Origin of the sequence: Guptibacillus hwajinpoensis (assembly GCF_005144865.1) — a bacterium.
Classification (GTDB): Bacteria; Bacillota; Bacilli; order Bacillales; family Guptibacillaceae; genus Guptibacillus; species Guptibacillus hwajinpoensis_A.
In genome coordinates this window covers 148,528-165,171 of sequence record NZ_SWFM01000004.1, presented here as the reverse complement: position 1 = coordinate 165,171, position 16,644 = coordinate 148,528, and the positions used below count along the sequence as shown (strand labels likewise).

The window sequence follows — 16,644 nt, the reverse complement described above, 5'->3', positions numbered from 1 at the left end:
GAGGTCTTTTGAACTTTCGGGGGAGGATGTAACATGGCTACAATTGCTGATGTCGCAAAGTACACAGGTTTATCAAGTGCCACTGTTTCGCGCGTCATAAATAATTATCCACACGTATCTGAAGACAAGCGCAAGTTAGTGCATGATGCGATGAAAGAGCTTGGGTATTTTCCCAACACATCTGCTAGAAATTTACGTAATCGTAAAACGAATTTAGTAGCTGTCTTAATTCCAAGATTGACTAATCCATTTTTCACTTTAATACTAGATGGAATTGAGAGAGTAGCCGAAGCAAATGGGTTTCAGTTGATTATCTGTCAGACTAAATCGAGTAAAAAGAAGGAAATTGACTTTCTTAACTTGCTGCAAACGAAGCAGGTTGATGGTGTTATTTTTACATCGATTGAAAATGAGTGGGAACTAATTCAGCCTTACACAGCATATGGACCAATTATCTTGTGCAATGAATACCATCACGATGCGACGGTTCCGATGGTTCGTCTGGACCAGGTACAGGGTAGCTATTTAGGCACTCGACATTTGATTGAGAAAGGCCATACGAAAATTGCATACTGTATGGGCTCTACGAGTGGATTATCTATTGACAGACGCCGTGGATTTTTTAAAGCGATAGAAGAAGCGGGAATTGAAATGAAATCAGAATGGATCTTCCGTGATACATACACGATGGAAGATGGGAAACGAGTATTTCAGCAGATCCTTCAGCTTTCCGATCGACCTACTGCTATTTTTACTGGAGGCGACGAGGTCGCATCAGTAATGGTGAAGGAAGCGGGAAGACGTGGTCTTCATGTACCAGGAGATATAGCTATTCTCGGGTTTGATGATCAACCGATCGCGAGTTTAATAGAACCAGAACTGACAACCATCTATCAACCAGGAGACGAAATTGGTGCACGAGCGATGACCGTTTTTATTGAATGCTTGAACGGTATACGTGAACGAATGAGTCAATCTGTTATTGAACTGCCACTATCATTAGTTATTCGTGATTCAACATAATAACACTATTGAAAGCGTTATCTTTTTATTGTAATCGATTTCAACCAAATTTAAGGGGGATTTAGCATTATGCGCATTATGAAGAATAGTAAGCTACTTTTTATCGTATTGGCTCTAATTCTTGTTCTATCTGCATGTAGCTCTTCAAACAATTCATCTTCAAACAGCGGCACTAATTCTGGGGACGAAAACGCAAGCTCTGGAGATGGCGAAAAGGTCAAAATCGTTTATGCACGTGGTAAAGATGCAACTGGAGCAACAGATGCGATGGTTGAAGAATTTGAGAAACAGAATCCTAATATCGATGTAGAATTCCGTGAAATGCCAACAGATACTGGTGCACAACATGATGCATATGTAACGATGCTGAACGCAGAATCATCAGAGATTGATGTGTTTGATATCGATGTAATCTGGCCAGCTGAATTCGCGCAAGCAGGTTATGTATTACCTCTAGATCGCTTCATCCAGAAAGATGGCATTAACATGGACGATTATAACCAGGGTCCAGTTTCTGCAGCAACATTTAATGGTAAGCAGTGGGCTATGCCAAAGTTTATTGATGCAGGTATGCTTTTCTATCGTTCAGATATGGTTTCTGAAGCTCCAAAAACGTGGGATGAGCTTATGACTCAAGCTTCTGAACTAAAAGGTCAAGATGGTACGAAGTTTGGTTACCTAATGCAAGCGAAGCAATATGAAGGTCTTGTAACAAACGCTGTTGAATTTGTAGCTTCTTATGGTGGAGCGTTCATCGATGAGAATGGCGAAGTAGTTATTAATAGCCCTGAAGCGATTAAAGGACTTTCAAAAATGGTTGAGATTGCAAATTCTGATTTTGTTCCAGGGAACATTAACACATTCACTGAAGTAGAATCTCACACTGCATTTATCGAAGGTCAATCTCCTTTTATCCGTAACTGGCCTTACCAGTACGCACTTGCTAATGATGAAGAGCAATCTAAGATTGTTGGGAATGTAGAAGTAGCGCCTCTTCCTGAAGGTGACGCAGGTTCTGCTGCAGCTCTAGGTGGCTGGATGTCAGCGATCAACAATTTCTCTGAGCATCCTCAAGAAGCGTGGGAATTATTGAAGTTCATGACTGGTGAAGAAGGACAGAAGATTGATGCGATTGTAGGTTCACACGCTCCTACACTTCCAGCTCTATTCGAAGATGAAGAAATCATCGAAGCAAATCCATTCTTTGGCGAAGAAGGATTCCAAACTGCTCTTGAAGCAGCTGTTTCTCGCCCTGTAGCACCGAACTATCCTGAAATCTCTGAAATCATTCAAATCCATGTATCAAAAGCGATCGCAGGAGAAGAAAGTCCTGAAGAAGCTGCTGCTGCAATGGAGAAAGAAATGAATGAGAAATTAGAAAAGTAAATGTGATATACATTAGCCTTCGAATCGAAGGCTAATGTCTTTCCTAAGAGAGGAGCGGTGGTATGCAAACAGAAATCGATCCGAATGAGCCTATCAAAGTTGACAAACAGCCAAGGAAAAAGAAGAAGAATGATGCGGTTGTAGGTTATTTACTTGTTGCCCCAGCACTTATTCTAATTCTAGCGATTTCGATCTGGCCAGTCATTCAATCTTTTTACTTCAGTCTTTTTGATCTTCAGCTCAATGAGCCGACTAAATCAGAAGTTCATCTAGATTACCAAATCGATTTAGATCGTTATTTACAGAACTTCCCTTTTCTAGTCGGAGCCATTGACTCTGAAATTAATAAAGGAAATTCAAGTGAAGAATTAACAGCGATTAAATCGACGCTTGAAAATCTTGACGCAGGTATTCAGGAAAAGCCTGAGGCACAAGAGAACTACGATACAATTAATGAGAAATTAGATAACTTTGAGAATATACCTTCTGACATGAAGTATATTGAAATCGACGAAAGCGTTGCAGAAGATTTTACTACTTCCGTTAAAGAAATAAATGATGATTTAAAAACGATAAATGAGAATGGCGATTTGGAGCAAGGCGATAAAATCGTTGGATTATCATCTGCACTTACTGAAATTGTTGTAGAGCCTAACTTTATTGGACTCGATCACTATAAAGAGAATTTAACTGATCAAAGGATGTGGAGGTCACTCTGGAACACAAGTGTCTTTACATTTATCTCAGTGTTAGCTGAGCTTATTCTTGGGCTTGCTATTGCACTACTTATTAACAAAGCTTTCCTTGGAAGAGGATTAATTCGAGCAAGTATTCTTATTCCTTGGGCTATCCCAACTGCGGTTGCTGCACTTATGTGGAAGTTTCTATATGATGGTCAAAACGGAATTGTTGCAAAGCTATTCGAAGATTTTGGACTTATTGATAGAATGGCGATGCTTCTGACGACAGATACTGGTGCGATGTTCTCTGTTATTTTTGCTGATGTGTGGAAAACAACGCCATATATGGCCTTACTTCTTCTCGCAGGTTTACAAACAATACCGTCTTCCCTTTATGAAGCAGCATCAATTGACGGAGCGAATAAATGGAAGCAGTTTGTTACAATCACGGTACCACTACTTAAATCAAGCCTTCTTGTAGCACTACTATTCCGTACGCTTGATGCGTTTCGTGTGTTTGACTTAGTTTACGTATTAACTGGTGGGGGTCCAGCAAACTCAACTGAAACAATATCAATGCTCGCTTATACACTCATGTTCAAGCAAACGAACTTTGGAGAGGGATCAGCTATTTCAGTTGTGGTCTTTATCTGTGTGGCCATCATTTCAGGAATTTTTATTAAACTTCTTGGATCTGAATTAATCAAAGATGGTTCTGGAAAATAATGAGAATGTATTTTATGATGAAGAAGGAGGGTCAGCCAGATGAATAAGAAAGCTGGACCGATGTTTTATGTCTTTCTAGTCGTGTTTGTCTTTTTAGTTATGTTTCCATTTCTATGGATGCTCGCGAGTTCGATTAAACCGCTGTCTGAGCTATTTGGTGACAAAGCGTTTAATCCATTTACATCGAACCCCACACTACAAAACTATGTATCCGTTTTCGTAGATTATCCGTTCATGCGCTATCTGTGGAATAGTACTGTTGTAGCTACGATTACCACAGTTTATACCGTTCTTGTCGCTTCTTTCGCTGCTTACGCGATTGCGCGTCTTAATTTTAAAGGGAAACCAATTATTCTGGGAGTTGTCCTATCTGTATCTATGTTTCCACAGGTTGCAACGATTTCACCAATCTACATGTTTCTTAAAAACCTGGGTCTTACGAATAGCTACCTGGGACTTATTATCCCGTATACGACGATCACGCTTCCATTATCCATTTGGTTACTCGTGACGTTCTTCAGAAAAATCCCATTTGATCTTGAAGAAGCAGCAAGAATTGATGGTGCAACGCTATGGCAAACGTACTGGAAAGTCATTATGCCACTTGCAGTACCAGGAATTTTCACAACAGCTATTCTCGTCTTTATTGCGGCGTGGAATGAATTCCTCTTTGCTCTTACGATTAACACGGCTGATAAGTTTAAAACCGTACCAGTCGGGATTGCGCTTTTTCAGGGACAATTTACAATTCCATGGGGCGAGATTTCAGCTGCAACTGTTGTTGTAACCGTTCCGCTTGTCATCATGGTACTAATCTTCCAGCGTAGAATTGTATCAGGCTTAACATCAGGTTCAGTAAAAGAATAAATAAAATAGGAGTGGATCACATGCTTAACGTTACTGTATGGAATGAAAATCGACACGAACAAAAAAGTGAAGAAGTAAGAAATGTTTATCCGAACGGCATTCATGGAGCGATTGCTGAATTTTTGAAGGAAGACTTCGAAGTGAGAACAGCAACGCTTGATGAGCCTGAACACGGTTTATCAGAAGAAGTATTGAATAGTACCGATGTTCTTCTTTGGTGGGGCCACATTGCTCATGAAGAAGTATCAGATGAAATAGTAGAACGTGTTCATCAACGCGTACTTGATGGTATGGGCTTGATCGTGCTTCACTCTGGTCATTTCTCAAAGATTTTTAAGAAACTGATGGGAACAGGTTGTGATCTCAAATGGCGTGAAGCGGATGAGAAAGAAAGAATGTGGGTAATCGATCCGACTCACCCAATTGCAGAAGGGCTTGGAGAAACAATTGAGCTTGAAAGAGAAGAAATGTATGGAGAGCATTTTGATATCCCAGCGCCGGACGAGCTTGTATTTGTTAGCTGGTTTGAAGGTGGAGAGGTTTTCAGAAGCGGCTGTACATATAAACGTGGTCAAGGAAAAGTGTTCTACTTCAGACCAGGACACGAAACGTACCCGACTTATTATCATGAAGATATTCAGCGAGTGATGAAGAATGCTGTTGCTTGGGCAAAACCTACGACGATAGCAAAACCAGTCTATGGAAATGCAAAACCACTCGAAACCATTACATCTAAATAATAGAAAGATAGAGGAGGAGAAACTATGAAAAAACTACAAGTTGGTGTTATCGGATGTGGAAGTATTGCAAAGCATCGCCATCTTCCTGAATACGCAGCAAACAAACAAATAGAAATTGCTGCCGTTTGTGACATCGTTAAAACGAGGGCTGATGAAATAGCGGCACTTTATGGTGCGGTCTCTTATGAAAGTGTTGAAGAATTACTTCAGAACGAAGAAATCGATGCAGTGAGCGTATGTACGCCGAACTATTTGCACGCCCCGATTTCCATTGCTGCACTAAAAGCGGGCAAGCATGTTCTATGTGAAAAGCCGATGGCAACATCACGAGAAGATGCAGAACAGATGATTGAAGCAGCCCGTGAGAGCGGTAAGAAACTAATGATTGCTCATAATCAACGTTTTGTTCCTTCCCACGTAAAAGCAAAAGAAATTCTAGCAAGTGGTGAAGTAGGCAAAGTGTATAGTTTCCGAACGGCTTTCGGCCATCCTGGACCTGAAGCATGGAGCGTTGATGGGAAAGATAGCTGGTTCTTTGAGAAAGAGAAAGCATTTATTGGAGCAATGGGAGATCTTGGTGTTCATAAAACAGACCTCATTCGTTATGTGCTAGGTGAAGAAATCGTAGAAGTAGGTTCTTTTGTAGAAACGAGTGCAAAGGAATTTGCAACGGTGGATGACAATGCAGTTTGCATCTTGAAATCTGAAAGTGGCATTATTGGCACACTTGCAGCAAGCTGGGCTTATACAGCAAAAGAAGACAACTCGACGATTATTTATGCCGAGAAAGCCATTCTTAGACTAGAAGATGATCCAGTGAATTCTTTAGTTGTTCAGTATCAAACGGGTGAGGTTGTGAAGTATGAGCTCGGTGGAATCCAATCGAATGACGAAGGTGGTCAGTCGAATTCACAAGTAATTGATCGTTTTGTAGATAGTATCGTTTCTGATAAAGAGTCACCTGTAAGTGGTCTTGAAGGAATGAATTCACTTCAAGTTGTGCTAGCGGCTCTTGAATCAAATGAAACGAAGAAAATGATTCGTTTGAGGTGATCACGTGACGAAATTACGAATGGGAATTATCGGGTCTGGTGGAATCGCTCAGTCACGTCATATCCCTTCATACCAACAACTCGCCGAACAGGTTGAGTTGTTTGGTGTTTATGATGTTGACTATGAGAGAGCAAAGGAAGCTTCAGTATTATTTAACATTACAAATGTATACGAGCAAGTTCAAGATATGCTAAAAGAAGTTGATGCTGTAACGATTTGTACACCAAACAAATTCCATGCAGATCTTGCTGTACAGGCGTTAGAAGCGGGCGTACACGTTCTTTGTGAGAAGCCTATGGCGATGACAGTAGAAGAATGTGATCGCATGATTGAAGCGGAAAAGGAGTCAGGCAAAGTCCTTTCGATTGCTTATCACTATCGTTTTATGAAGGAACCGCGTGCCGCTCGTCAGGTCATTCAAGAAAAAGAAATTGGCGATCCGATGGTTGCGAGAGTACAGGCACTTCGCCGTCGTAAAGTACCTGGATGGGGTGTGTTTACGAATAAACAGCTTCAGGGTGGTGGTAGCTTGATCGATTATGGCTGTCATTTTCTTGATTTAAGCATGTGGCTTATGGGAAATCCAAAGCCAGTAGAGGTGTCAGGAACAACCTATAATCGATTGAGTAAAACACCTGAACAAGTGAATTTATGGGGGAGCTTTGACCATGAGACATTCGATGTGGATGATCATGTGACAGCGTATATTAAATTTGATAACAACGTTTCGATGTTATTTGAAACGTCGTGGTCAGCTAACATTCCTGAAGATAAAGAATCAGTTAGTATATCTGGAAGCGACGGTGGACTTGAGGTATTTCCATTTCAACTGAACAAAGCGCAGTATGGCATGTTGTTAAACAGCAGTAGTGAGTGGGTGCCAGGTGACGAAGATCCAGGACTGCCACAGGCAGCAAACTTTGTAAACAGTTGTCTCGGTCTTGAGGAACCTATTGTGAGTGCAGAAGAAGCACGCACCGTTTCACAGGTGATTGAAGCAATTTATGAAAGCTGTGCTACAGGAAAAAGCGTTCAATTATAATATCATTATGAAAGTATAGGAGTGAGAAGATGAAACTTGGCGTATTTACAGTTCTATTTTCCGATAAATCATTTGAAGACATGCTCGATCATGCCAAAGCATCCGGTCTAAAAGCGATTGAGATAGGAACGGGAGGCTATCCTGGAGATGCTCATTGTAATCTTGATGAGTTGTTAGATAGCGAAGGAAAGCGCTCAGAATATCTTGAAAAGGTACAGGCAAGAGGACTTGAAATTAGTGCTTTTAGTTGTCATGGCAACCCTATTTCTCCTGATAAAGTGTTTGCAGAACAGTGTCACGATACGTTCGTGAAAACAGTGAAGCTTGCTTCTCTTATGAATGTACCAGTCGTAAACTGTTTTTCAGGAACACCTGGCGATCATGAGGAAGCAAAATTCCCGAACTGGCCAGTTACACCATGGCCTGCTGAGTATTCTGACGTCCTAACGTGGCAGTGGGAAGAGAAGCTTGTTCCATACTGGAAAGAGTGGGGACAATTCGCTAAAGATCATAATGTAAAGATTGGTCTTGAGCTTCATGGAGGGTTCCTTGTTCATACACCGTACACGATGTTGAAGCTTCGTGAGCTTACGTGTGATGCAGTTGGAGCGAACCTTGATCCAAGTCATATGTGGTGGCAGGGAATTGATCCTGTCGCAGCCATTAAGATTCTAGGTAAAGAGAATGCGATTCATCATTTCCATGCGAAAGACACCTATATCGATCAAGACAATGTGAACATGCATGGCTTAACAGATATGCAACCTTATGGAGAAGTGAAATCTCGCGCATGGACATTCCGATCTGTTGGCTGTGGCCACAGCAATCAAGAATGGTCGAATATGATGAGCGCACTTCGGATGTATGATTATGATCACGTGGTTAGTATTGAACACGAAGATCCACTGATGTCGATTGAAGAAGGGTTCCAACGAGCTGTGAAGAACCTTCAATCTGTTTTAATTGAAGAACAACCGACTGAGATGTGGTGGGCTTAGAAGCTTAACGAAAACCCCGATTCCTTTTATAGGAGGTCGGGGTTTTCAATAGCTCTTATTCGGTATCTTCTTTCCATTCCTTATCAATCAACATCTTCCCAGGCCATGTATAAGCCATAATTCCTCCATCAGCTGTGATATCTTCACCTGTTACATATGAGCTATCATCTGATGCAAGGAAGAGAGCTACTTTTGCCATTTCATCAGGTCGACCTAATCGTCCCATAGGAGTGACCCATTTGTTCGCATCTCTAAATTTCCGACCCATCTCTTCATCTTTTGATCCAGCAAGCTTATCAATTAACGGTGTTTCAATCGTACCAGGAGAGATCGAATTCACTCTAATTCCCTGTCTGGCATAATCAATCGCCATGGCTTTCGTAAAGTTTGTAATGCCACCTTTAGCTGCGTTATATCCAGAGCGATCAAGGTCTGCTGCTCGACCTGACATAGAAGAGGTGTTAATGATCGATCCACCATGATCAAGCATGAGTGGAATTAAGTATTTACTCGTTAAGAATGTCCCACGCAGGTCAACTGAAATAATACGATCAAAAAGCTCAACAGGGTATTCGTGAACTTTACCACCTTCTTGGTCCACACCTGCGTTATTGAATAACACATCAATTGTGCCATACTCTTCTTTCACTTGATTCGCGAAACGTTTGACGCTATCTTCATCAGAAACATCTACTTGAAACGGTTTAACGTTGCCGCCATCTTTGTTTAGCTCTTCTGCTGTCTTTTCCAGTTCTTCTTTATCGATATCCGCACATAGAACCGTCGCACCTTCATTTGAGAAAAGCTCAACAGTTGCTTTGCCTATTCCTGTAGCCCCGCCAGTAATAACGGCAATTTTGTTTTGTAATCTATTCATAACCAATCCTCCTAATAAAAGTCTTATATCAACTAATATGGCTAGTACCCGCTATCGCAAAAAAATAATCCTATGAAGATTTCGGATTTGAAAATAATTTTCATGGAAAAAAGTGGACTTATTGTAAACTATTTTTCATATCTCAAGAACTCTCCTGGTGATAGAATTAACGTATAAATTCTTGTTATGGGGGGATATATTGTGTACTTATTAAAGATACGTGAGGAAGATTCAGGTGATCTTGAAACCGAGAATATCGAGGTGCGCTATCGTGCTAATGTTGAATTTAAGAAGCAAACGCTAGCCTATTCAAATAAGCCTGGACGTTATGAAATTTCGTTGCAAGAAGATTCAGGTGAATCGATTCTTACAACTAAAGTTGGGCTCGGTTGGTAATACATATCAAGCAATGCTTCTGTAAACAAAAATAGAAGTAATCGATTTGATGAATTATTGGATAAAGGAATATTAAAAAGAGTGCGTTTACGATTATGTAAATGCACTCTTTTTATGTAATTGTATGGCTCTATTTTGAGTTGCGAATTAGGATTAAGTGACTTCTTTATAATGGGCTGTTTTCGTAGACATTGTTGTAAGGGTCTTTACTAAAAGATTGTTGCTTTTGAAACAAAAACTACATGTCGCTAATTGGAGCGGAAGGTGCTCGACTCCTGCGGGACTAGCGGGACAGGTGAGACCCCGCAGGCGCAATGTTTTGTGCGCCGAGGAGGCTCACCGCCCGCCCCGCGGAAAGCGAGCACCTGCAGCGGAAATTAACCCACTCTTATAGCTACAATTTCTACGAAAAGAATAACTGTTCAACCATATCCATTTACAGTTTATTAACGCCTATGCTACTATTCAACCAGTAAGTTGAATAGTTAGAGGGAGATGTTTCTATGGATTCAAGAGAGTTTAAAGATAATGTTTATAGCGAGTTTTCACGTATTGGAAAAGTCTTATCAAGTCCCAAGCGCTTAGAGTTATTGGATTTGATTTCTCATTCTCCAAAGTCTGTAGAAGCACTTTCAAAAGCTACGATGATGAGTGTTGCGAATACATCTAAACATTTACAAGCACTCCTTGAAGCTCGTTTGGTTACATTTTATAAAGAAAAGAACTTTGTATTCTATGAATTAACAAGTCCAACGGTAGTTTCCTTATTACTCTCAATAAAAGCTGTTGGAGCAGAACAAATCGATGAAGTTAATACGTTACGTAATGAATTCATTGTAAGATCGGATGAGCTAGAAACACTTGAACTTTCAGAATTGATGGAGCGGATGGAACAAGGTAATCACATTCTAGTTGATGTTAGACCTAGTAACGAATATGAAACGGCTCACATTACTGGAGCTATATCGATGCCTATTCATGAAATTGAAAAGCATATAAAGAATTTACCAGAAGATAAAGAAGTGATTGCTTATTGTCGTGGACCATACTGTGTATATGCGACAGAGGCTGTGGAAATTCTTAAATTAAACGGCTACCATGCGATACGGTTAGAAGCTGGTATCCATGAATGGAACCAAATGGAAAATCATTTTCATTGATTATAAAATTGAAAAACGAACCAAACTTTTCTTCAGGATCTTGTTAGGAGGTGAGTGAAATGGAAAGACCGTTAAATAACGTACAAGTTGGCGTTAGAGAAAACCTTTTACAATTTTCATTATTAGTCGTCATTAATTTGTTTGTAGGTTCTATGGTTGGTCTCGAGAGAACCATATTGCCTATCATAGGTGAAGAGCAATTCGGAATAGCCTCTGCGAGTGCTGCTCTATCGTTCATTGTTAGCTTCGGTTTCTCGAAAGCCATCTTTAACGTTATAGCTGGTAATCTTGCAGATAAAATTGGAAGAAAACAAGTTCTATTATTAGGTTGGGGAATCGGATTATTCGTACCGTTACTTGTCATATTCGCACACTCTTGGTGGGTGATTGTTGTTGCCAATATCCTTCTCGGTATTAACCAGGCGTTAACATGGTCGATGACTGTTAACATGAAGGTGGACCTGGCAAAGTCGACACAGCGAGGGTTAGCCGTAGGGCTTAATGAATTCGCAGGATATATTGGTGTAGCTTTGATGGCTGTTATATCTGGCTATGTAGCTTCAACTTATTCAATGAGACCAGAACCATTTTATATAGGGATTGGTATCGTTATATTAGGATTCGTCCTTTCAATGTCCGTCAAAAATACTGAGAAACAATTAAAGGTTCAAGCTCAGCAAAAAGCGTCTTCGGAACGTATTGATTCAAAAGAAGTGTTTAAAAAGACAACATGGAAGGACAAGAACCTGTCTAGTATTAGTTTCGCGGGATTATCTACAAATTTAAAAGATGGAATGGCTTGGGGACTTTTTCCGATATTCCTTGCTACTCAAGGATTGTCAGTAGGACAGATTGGAACTATTGTTGCCGTTTATCCAGCAGCTTGGGGTTTCTTTCAACTCTTTACAGGAGTATTAAGTGATCGAATCGGTCGTAAATGGCTAATTACATTCGGGATGTGGCTGCAAGCTGTCTCTCTTTGGTGGATTTTATTTGTAGATAGTTATTCATTGTGGATGATTGGGGCTATTTTATTAGGGATTGGTACAGCTATGGTGTATCCAACGCTCATTGCTTCCATTGGTGACGTTGCCCATCCTGATTGGAGAGCAACATCAATGGGGGTTTACCGTTTCTGGCGTGACAGTGGCTATGCCTTTGGTGCATTAATGGCCGGGATCATTGCCGATCTTCTTGATGTTAATTGGGCAATTGGTTTAGTCGCACTATTACCTCTTTTTGCAGGCATATTAACATCTCTACGATTGAAAGAAACTTTAAAATAACAACAAAGTCGCATCTTGTGAATTTACAGTGCGAATTTGAATGGGTATTTACTTTCATTAAAAAACCCCGTACTGAAAAAGTACGGGGTTTTTGATCATTTTTTAATGTGAAGAATGGAAGAGGTTTTCTTTAACAGATTTCCAATCCGGTTTAGGCGTTTCTTTCAAGCTATGGAATAGGGAATAGCCAAGACCTGCAGCCATGACTATAATAAAAATAATTTCGTCCATAAAGATCCCTTCCTCGCGTTTAAATTACTTCTTCTTATCGAATAAGCTTGTACTGTGAAGTGGTTGAACTTTTGCATCTGGGTCCATATAGGATTTTGCATTATTTACAGCGGTTGGTGCTTCACCAAATCCAGAAGCAATGAGCTTCACTTTGCCATCATATGTAGCAACGTCACCAGCAGCATATATACCTGGGATATTCGTTTCCATTTTGGAATTAACAACTATTGAGTTTTTCTCGATGTCGAGACCCCATTCTTTAATTGGTCCAAGAGAAGAGATGAAACCATAGTTTACAATAACGGCATCAACGTCTTTCGTGATCGTTTCTTCCCCTTTAGCTTGTTCAAGAACAACCTGGTTAATTCGCTCACCATCTCCAATGAACTCACTAATGTTATAAGGAGTCTGAATGTTTACGGATGAATTCATAAGTTGCTCAACACTGTGTTCATGTGCTCTAAACTTATCACGACGGTGAATGAGCGTTACTTCTTCAGCGATTGGTTCGAGCATATTAGCCCAGTCTACTGCAGAATCTCCACCACCAGCAATGAGAACTTTCTGGCCAGCGAATCTCGTTAGGTCATTCACGAAATAGTGAAGGTTTTTCCCCTCATAGTGATCTGCGCCTTCTACTTTAAGACGACGAGGTTGGAAGGCACCAACGCCTGCAGTAATAATAACCGCGCGTGTGTAATGCTCCTCACCTGTATTAGAACGCAAATAAAGTGAGCCATCGTCAAGTTTCTTTACTTCTTCAACAGATTGCTCTAGAACGACTTCCGGATTAAATTGGTTCGCTTGCTCTTTTAAATTATCAACAAGATCTTGAGCGAGTACTTTCGGGAAACCCGCAACATCATAAATATATTTTTCAGGATAAAGAGCAGAGAGCTGCCCTCCAAGCTGTGGCATACTTTCGATAATTTTGACGCGAAGCTGGCGCATACCACCGTAGAAAGCAGTGAATAATCCGACAGGACCCCCGCCAATAATCGTAATATCATAAAGTTCTTGCTGGTCTGTCATTGTCAGTCCCCCTTAAATTTAATCGTTGTGCTTTCATTATTATAATCATAATAAAAACGGAACTAAACCCCTAACGTGAAAACACGCCTGAAGTTTCATTATAAGGGTTGAAAAACAAAATAAAAAAGAATATGATTAAAATTGAGCGTCAGATTTGAAGTATTTATGACAAAGTGCGTGCTAGATATCTTTTTTTGGTCTAGAACGTGAAATCCTTAACAATGTCTCTCGATCTTTTCTATTATTTTCTATTATATGAGGGATAATATCCTTATTCTTAACGTTTTATGACGTTTCACGGTTGGACACTTAAGGGAATCTCTTAATATGTCCTAAAAAATATCGGTAAAAGGTGGATGTGATACTAGTGAGTAGGCCCAAAATTGCGATCTTAGGTGCAGGTTACGGCGGTATTATGACAGCGGCTCGTCTTCAAAAGGAAATGGGTGCAAACGAAGTTGAAGTAACGCTTGTAAACAAGCATGACTATCACTATCAAACAACGTGGCTTCATGAGCCAGCAGCTGGAACAATGCATCATGACAAAACAAGAATCATGATTAATGACGTTATTGACACAAACAAAATCAATTTTGTTAAAGATACAGTTGTAGAAGTGAAACCAGATGAGAAGCGAGTGATTCTCTCAAACGGTGAGCTCGAATATGACTATCTTGTACTTGCGCTAGGTTTCGAACCCGCAACGTTTGGTATTAAAGGTCTTAAAGAAAATGCATTCAGCATTCGCAGTGTGAACTCTGTTCGCAAAATTCGTGAGCACATTGAATACCAATTCGCAAGCTATAACAACGAAGCAGAGCGTCGTGATGATCTTCTAACTATTATCGTTGGTGGTGCAGGATTCACAGGAATTGAATTCGTAGGTGAGCTTGCAGAACGTGTACCTGAACTTTGTAAAGAGTTCGATATTCCACGTGACCGCGTAAAGATCATTAACGTTGAAGCATCTCCAACGGTTCTTCCAGGTTTTGATGAAGAGCTAGTTGAATATGCGATGAACCTTCTTGAGCGTAAAGGCGTTGAATTCCGTACGAACACAATGATTAAAGAAGTGACAGAAGATGGCGTTATTCTTGGTGAAGACGAAGAAGTGAAATCTGCAACTGTTGTTTGGACTGGTGGCGTTCAAGGTAACTCCATCGTTGCAAATTCAGGCTTCGAAACGAACCGTGGTCGTGTACCTGTTCGTAAAGACCAGCGTACTCCTGATTACGATAACGTATTTGTTGTCGGAGACTGTGCGCTTCTTATCAACGAAGAAATCAATCGTCCATTCCCTCCAACTGCACAGGTAGCGATTCAAGCAGCTGGAACAGTTTCCAAGAACCTGCTTAACCTTGTACGTGGTAAGGAGCTTGAAAGCTTCACTCCTGATATTAAGGGAACAGTGGCTTCGCTTGGTAAAGGTGAAGCAATCGGTAAAGTTGGAAATAAAAAGCTTTACGGTTCAACAGCTTCAGCTATGAAGAAAATTATCGATAACCGTTATCTATTCATGCTGGGTGGACCAGGGCTTGTCTGGAAAAAAGGTAAACTAAAGTTATTTTAAGATAGCAGGATAAAGAGGGCAAAGACATTATGTCTTTGCCTTTTTCGTACTTTACAAGAGTCATGCATTTTTTTGGAATGACAGTACTAGAAAAACAAAGGCTATCGCCAGAAAGGAAATGGCGATATGCCAGTTTTTCTAATCTATTCAAAGGAATAGGGGCTATGGTACAGCTTATGTTCAAACGATATAGAATATGCCAGGGAGGAATCGATCTTGACTGAAAGAGGAAAGGTTTGGCTTGCCGCTGCTGGTATTGTTGAATCTGAGGGGAAATACCTTGTTGTAAAGAAGAAATACGGTGGACTGAAGGGGCAGTGGTCATTTCCTGCTGGCTTTGTAGATGCAGGTGAAACAGTAGACGAAGCTGCCGTTAGAGAAGTATTTGAAGAAACAGGCATTATTGCTGAGACGGTAGGGATCGCAGGAATCCGTACAGGTGTTATTACAAATGATATAAGTGATAATTTAATTGTATTTCACATGCGTAAGGTTGGAGGCACACTCGCATCTGAAGCAACTGAAATTGAAGAGAGCTCATTTCGAACAAAGCAAGAACTGCTAACAGACCCTGGAACGTCTTCTATGATTCCTCCTTTTTTAAATGGATTAGAGAAATTCATGACAGAAATGAACCCTGGAGCACAGTTTGGCTACACCTCCTATAAATTGTTATCAAATCAGAGTAATGATTAGATAAAGGACGAAATATTCTGATAATATAATATGTATCCGCTTACACAAGCAATCAAGAGGAAATTTGGGGTTTTTCTTTTTCAATGATTCTTGGTATATTATCAGAAAATTGAAACAAAAGGAGTGGTTGAATTGAGAAGACAGCAGGATAAGGGGAAAGCAACGGACTGTCCTTATTGCCAGGGGAAGGGGTATTTTCAACTGCTTCTAGGCGGATCAGAAACATGTGATAGTTGTTCGGGAAGTGGTGCAAAAGCATAATTCATCAAGCTAAGCGCAAGTTGCGCTTAGCTTTTCTATCGGAACCGTTCACCTCCTGTTCATTGACTAACTGGAAACAATCCAGTAAACTAACAATGATTAAACGGGGGTGAAGTAATGGCTATTCCACAGCTAATTATCTCAATGCTATTATTTATAGTACTTTTCTTTGGAATCGGATTTCTACTTAATATGCTGCTACGATCAACATGGATCATGGCGGTTGTCTATCCAATTATCGTCATTATGATTATTGATAACGTTTCATTTTTCCAATACTTCTCAATGCCAGGTGCTGCCTTTAAAGCGTTGGGTACTGACCTTCTCTCACTTGGTAGTGCAGACGCGATTATCCTATCAGCAGGACTCGTAGGAGCTGTTTTTGCGGGAGTTGCCATACGCATGCTTCGTGTTAGAGGTTATCAAATGTTCTAAAAGCTTCGCCAATAGCTGGCAGAAGCTTTTTTTATTTGTCTAAATATTGGTGGATACCATATTAGTATGTGTTCACTAGAATCATTTTTAGCTAGACGAGCTTGATCCACTCGTAAATTGATGAATAGCATCACTGTTCTCTGGAAATGAATAGACCATGAGAGGAGTGAAGAACGTGCGTGTTT

18 protein-coding genes are annotated in these 16,644 nt (G+C 40.4%); 15 read left to right on the top strand and 3 right to left on the bottom strand.

All coding sequences use genetic code 11. From position 1 onward, the window contains the following. Positions 1-33: 33 nt before the first annotated feature. The 8 genes from FBF83_RS14900 (at position 34) to FBF83_RS14865 (ending at position 8,515) form a co-directional block, all read left to right on the top strand. Entirely contained in the window at positions 34-1,023 is a 990-nt protein-coding gene (locus tag FBF83_RS14900) for a LacI family DNA-binding transcriptional regulator (RefSeq protein ID WP_136947957.1), read from the top strand. 69 nt (positions 1,024-1,092) lie between these two features. Next, positions 1,093-2,409, top strand: a complete 1,317-nt coding sequence (locus FBF83_RS14895; protein WP_136947956.1) for an ABC transporter substrate-binding protein — start codon at positions 1,093-1,095, stop codon at positions 2,407-2,409. Positions 2,410-2,471: 62 nt separating this feature from the next. Further along, the gene (locus tag FBF83_RS14890) at positions 2,472-3,815 is read left to right on the top strand and encodes a carbohydrate ABC transporter permease (protein ID WP_136947955.1); all 1,344 of its coding nucleotides are present in this window, start codon (positions 2,472-2,474) and stop codon (positions 3,813-3,815) included. A 39-nt stretch (positions 3,816-3,854) separates the two neighbouring features. Further along, entirely contained in the window at positions 3,855-4,682 is an 828-nt protein-coding gene (locus FBF83_RS14885) for a carbohydrate ABC transporter permease (protein WP_136947954.1), read from the top strand. Positions 4,683-4,702: 20 nt separating this feature from the next. Further along, positions 4,703-5,422: a ThuA domain-containing protein gene (locus tag FBF83_RS14880; protein WP_136947953.1), complete on the top strand. Its 720-nt coding sequence runs from the start codon at positions 4,703-4,705 to the stop codon at positions 5,420-5,422. Between the two features lie 24 nt (positions 5,423-5,446). Then, positions 5,447-6,475 (top strand): Gfo/Idh/MocA family protein, encoded by a 1,029-nt coding sequence (locus FBF83_RS14875; protein ID WP_136947952.1) that lies wholly within the window; start codon positions 5,447-5,449, stop codon positions 6,473-6,475. A gap of 4 nt (positions 6,476-6,479) precedes the next feature. Further along, complete coding sequence (locus FBF83_RS14870; RefSeq protein WP_136947951.1) at positions 6,480-7,517, top strand: Gfo/Idh/MocA family protein; 1,038 nt, start codon at positions 6,480-6,482, stop codon at positions 7,515-7,517. A gap of 29 nt (positions 7,518-7,546) precedes the next feature. Next, on the top strand, positions 7,547-8,515 hold the full coding sequence (locus FBF83_RS14865) for a sugar phosphate isomerase/epimerase family protein (RefSeq protein ID WP_136947950.1): 969 nt from the start codon (positions 7,547-7,549) through the stop codon (positions 8,513-8,515). Between the two features lie 55 nt (positions 8,516-8,570). Here the strand turns inward: FBF83_RS14865 and FBF83_RS14860 are convergent, their stop codons facing one another. Continuing rightward, on the bottom strand, positions 8,571-9,392 hold the full coding sequence (locus FBF83_RS14860) for an SDR family oxidoreductase (protein ID WP_136947949.1): 822 nt from the start codon (positions 9,390-9,392) through the stop codon (positions 8,571-8,573). Positions 9,393-9,593: 201 nt separating this feature from the next. Here FBF83_RS14860 and FBF83_RS14855 point away from each other — a divergent pair, with 201 nt between their 5' ends. From FBF83_RS14855 to FBF83_RS14845, 3 genes are all read left to right on the top strand, one after another. Continuing rightward, on the top strand, positions 9,594-9,788 hold the full coding sequence (locus FBF83_RS14855; protein ID WP_136947948.1) for a hypothetical protein: 195 nt from the start codon (positions 9,594-9,596) through the stop codon (positions 9,786-9,788). A 503-nt stretch (positions 9,789-10,291) separates the two neighbouring features. Then, positions 10,292-10,948 (top strand): ArsR/SmtB family transcription factor, encoded by a 657-nt coding sequence (locus tag FBF83_RS14850; RefSeq protein ID WP_136947947.1) that lies wholly within the window; start codon positions 10,292-10,294, stop codon positions 10,946-10,948. 59 nt (positions 10,949-11,007) lie between these two features. Next, positions 11,008-12,234 carry an MFS transporter gene (locus FBF83_RS14845; protein WP_136947946.1) on the top strand — a complete coding sequence of 409 codons (1,227 nt, stop codon included), beginning with the start codon at positions 11,008-11,010 and terminating at the stop codon, positions 12,232-12,234. A gap of 102 nt (positions 12,235-12,336) precedes the next feature. On the opposite strand, the gene FBF83_RS21300 is transcribed toward FBF83_RS14845, so the two are convergent. After that, a complete protein-coding gene (locus FBF83_RS21300) occupies positions 12,337-12,465 on the bottom strand; it encodes a hypothetical protein (protein WP_255436150.1) in 129 nt (42 codons plus the stop codon). Positions 12,466-12,489: 24 nt separating this feature from the next. Next, positions 12,490-13,497 (bottom strand): NAD(P)/FAD-dependent oxidoreductase, encoded by a 1,008-nt coding sequence (locus FBF83_RS14840; RefSeq protein WP_136947945.1) that lies wholly within the window; start codon positions 13,495-13,497, stop codon positions 12,490-12,492. Positions 13,498-13,864: 367 nt separating this feature from the next. On the opposite strand from FBF83_RS14840, the gene FBF83_RS14835 reads away from it, so the two are divergent. The 4 genes from FBF83_RS14835 (at position 13,865) to FBF83_RS14825 (ending at position 16,459) form a co-directional block, all read left to right on the top strand. Next, on the top strand, positions 13,865-15,067 hold the full coding sequence (locus FBF83_RS14835) for an NAD(P)/FAD-dependent oxidoreductase (RefSeq protein WP_136947944.1): 1,203 nt from the start codon (positions 13,865-13,867) through the stop codon (positions 15,065-15,067). 216 nt (positions 15,068-15,283) lie between these two features. Next, complete coding sequence (locus FBF83_RS14830; protein ID WP_169525512.1) at positions 15,284-15,763, top strand: NUDIX domain-containing protein; 480 nt, start codon at positions 15,284-15,286, stop codon at positions 15,761-15,763. A 132-nt stretch (positions 15,764-15,895) separates the two neighbouring features. Beyond that, positions 15,896-16,024: a YuiA family protein gene (locus FBF83_RS20970; RefSeq protein WP_161797390.1), complete on the top strand. Its 129-nt coding sequence runs from the start codon at positions 15,896-15,898 to the stop codon at positions 16,022-16,024. Positions 16,025-16,141: 117 nt separating this feature from the next. Beyond that, positions 16,142-16,459: a YuiB family protein gene (locus FBF83_RS14825; protein WP_136947942.1), complete on the top strand. Its 318-nt coding sequence runs from the start codon at positions 16,142-16,144 to the stop codon at positions 16,457-16,459. Positions 16,460-16,644 lie beyond the last annotated feature (185 nt).

Excerpts from the sequence above, each read along its gene's own strand:
- FBF83_RS14860 (WP_136947949.1), bottom strand. The coding sequence starts at position 9,392 with ATGAATAGATTACAAAACAAAATTGCCGTTATTACTGGCGGGGCTACA.
- FBF83_RS14850 (WP_136947947.1), top strand. The coding sequence starts at position 10,292 with ATGGATTCAAGAGAGTTTAAAGATAATGTTTATAGCGAGTTTTCACGT.
- FBF83_RS14880 (WP_136947953.1), top strand. The coding sequence starts at position 4,703 with ATGCTTAACGTTACTGTATGGAATGAAAATCGACACGAACAAAAAAGT.
- FBF83_RS14890 (WP_136947955.1), top strand. The coding sequence starts at position 2,472 with ATGCAAACAGAAATCGATCCGAATGAGCCTATCAAAGTTGACAAACAG.
- FBF83_RS14845 (WP_136947946.1), top strand. The coding sequence starts at position 11,008 with ATGGAAAGACCGTTAAATAACGTACAAGTTGGCGTTAGAGAAAACCTT.
- FBF83_RS14840 (WP_136947945.1), bottom strand. The coding sequence starts at position 13,497 with ATGACAGACCAGCAAGAACTTTATGATATTACGATTATTGGCGGGGGT.
- FBF83_RS21300 (WP_255436150.1), bottom strand. The coding sequence starts at position 12,465 with ATGGACGAAATTATTTTTATTATAGTCATGGCTGCAGGTCTTGGCTAT.
- FBF83_RS14895 (WP_136947956.1), top strand. The coding sequence starts at position 1,093 with ATGCGCATTATGAAGAATAGTAAGCTACTTTTTATCGTATTGGCTCTA.
- FBF83_RS14825 (WP_136947942.1), top strand. The coding sequence starts at position 16,142 with ATGGCTATTCCACAGCTAATTATCTCAATGCTATTATTTATAGTACTT.
- FBF83_RS14875 (WP_136947952.1), top strand. The coding sequence starts at position 5,447 with ATGAAAAAACTACAAGTTGGTGTTATCGGATGTGGAAGTATTGCAAAG.
- FBF83_RS14865 (WP_136947950.1), top strand. The coding sequence starts at position 7,547 with ATGAAACTTGGCGTATTTACAGTTCTATTTTCCGATAAATCATTTGAA.
- FBF83_RS14900 (WP_136947957.1), top strand. The coding sequence starts at position 34 with ATGGCTACAATTGCTGATGTCGCAAAGTACACAGGTTTATCAAGTGCC.
- FBF83_RS14885 (WP_136947954.1), top strand. The coding sequence starts at position 3,855 with ATGAATAAGAAAGCTGGACCGATGTTTTATGTCTTTCTAGTCGTGTTT.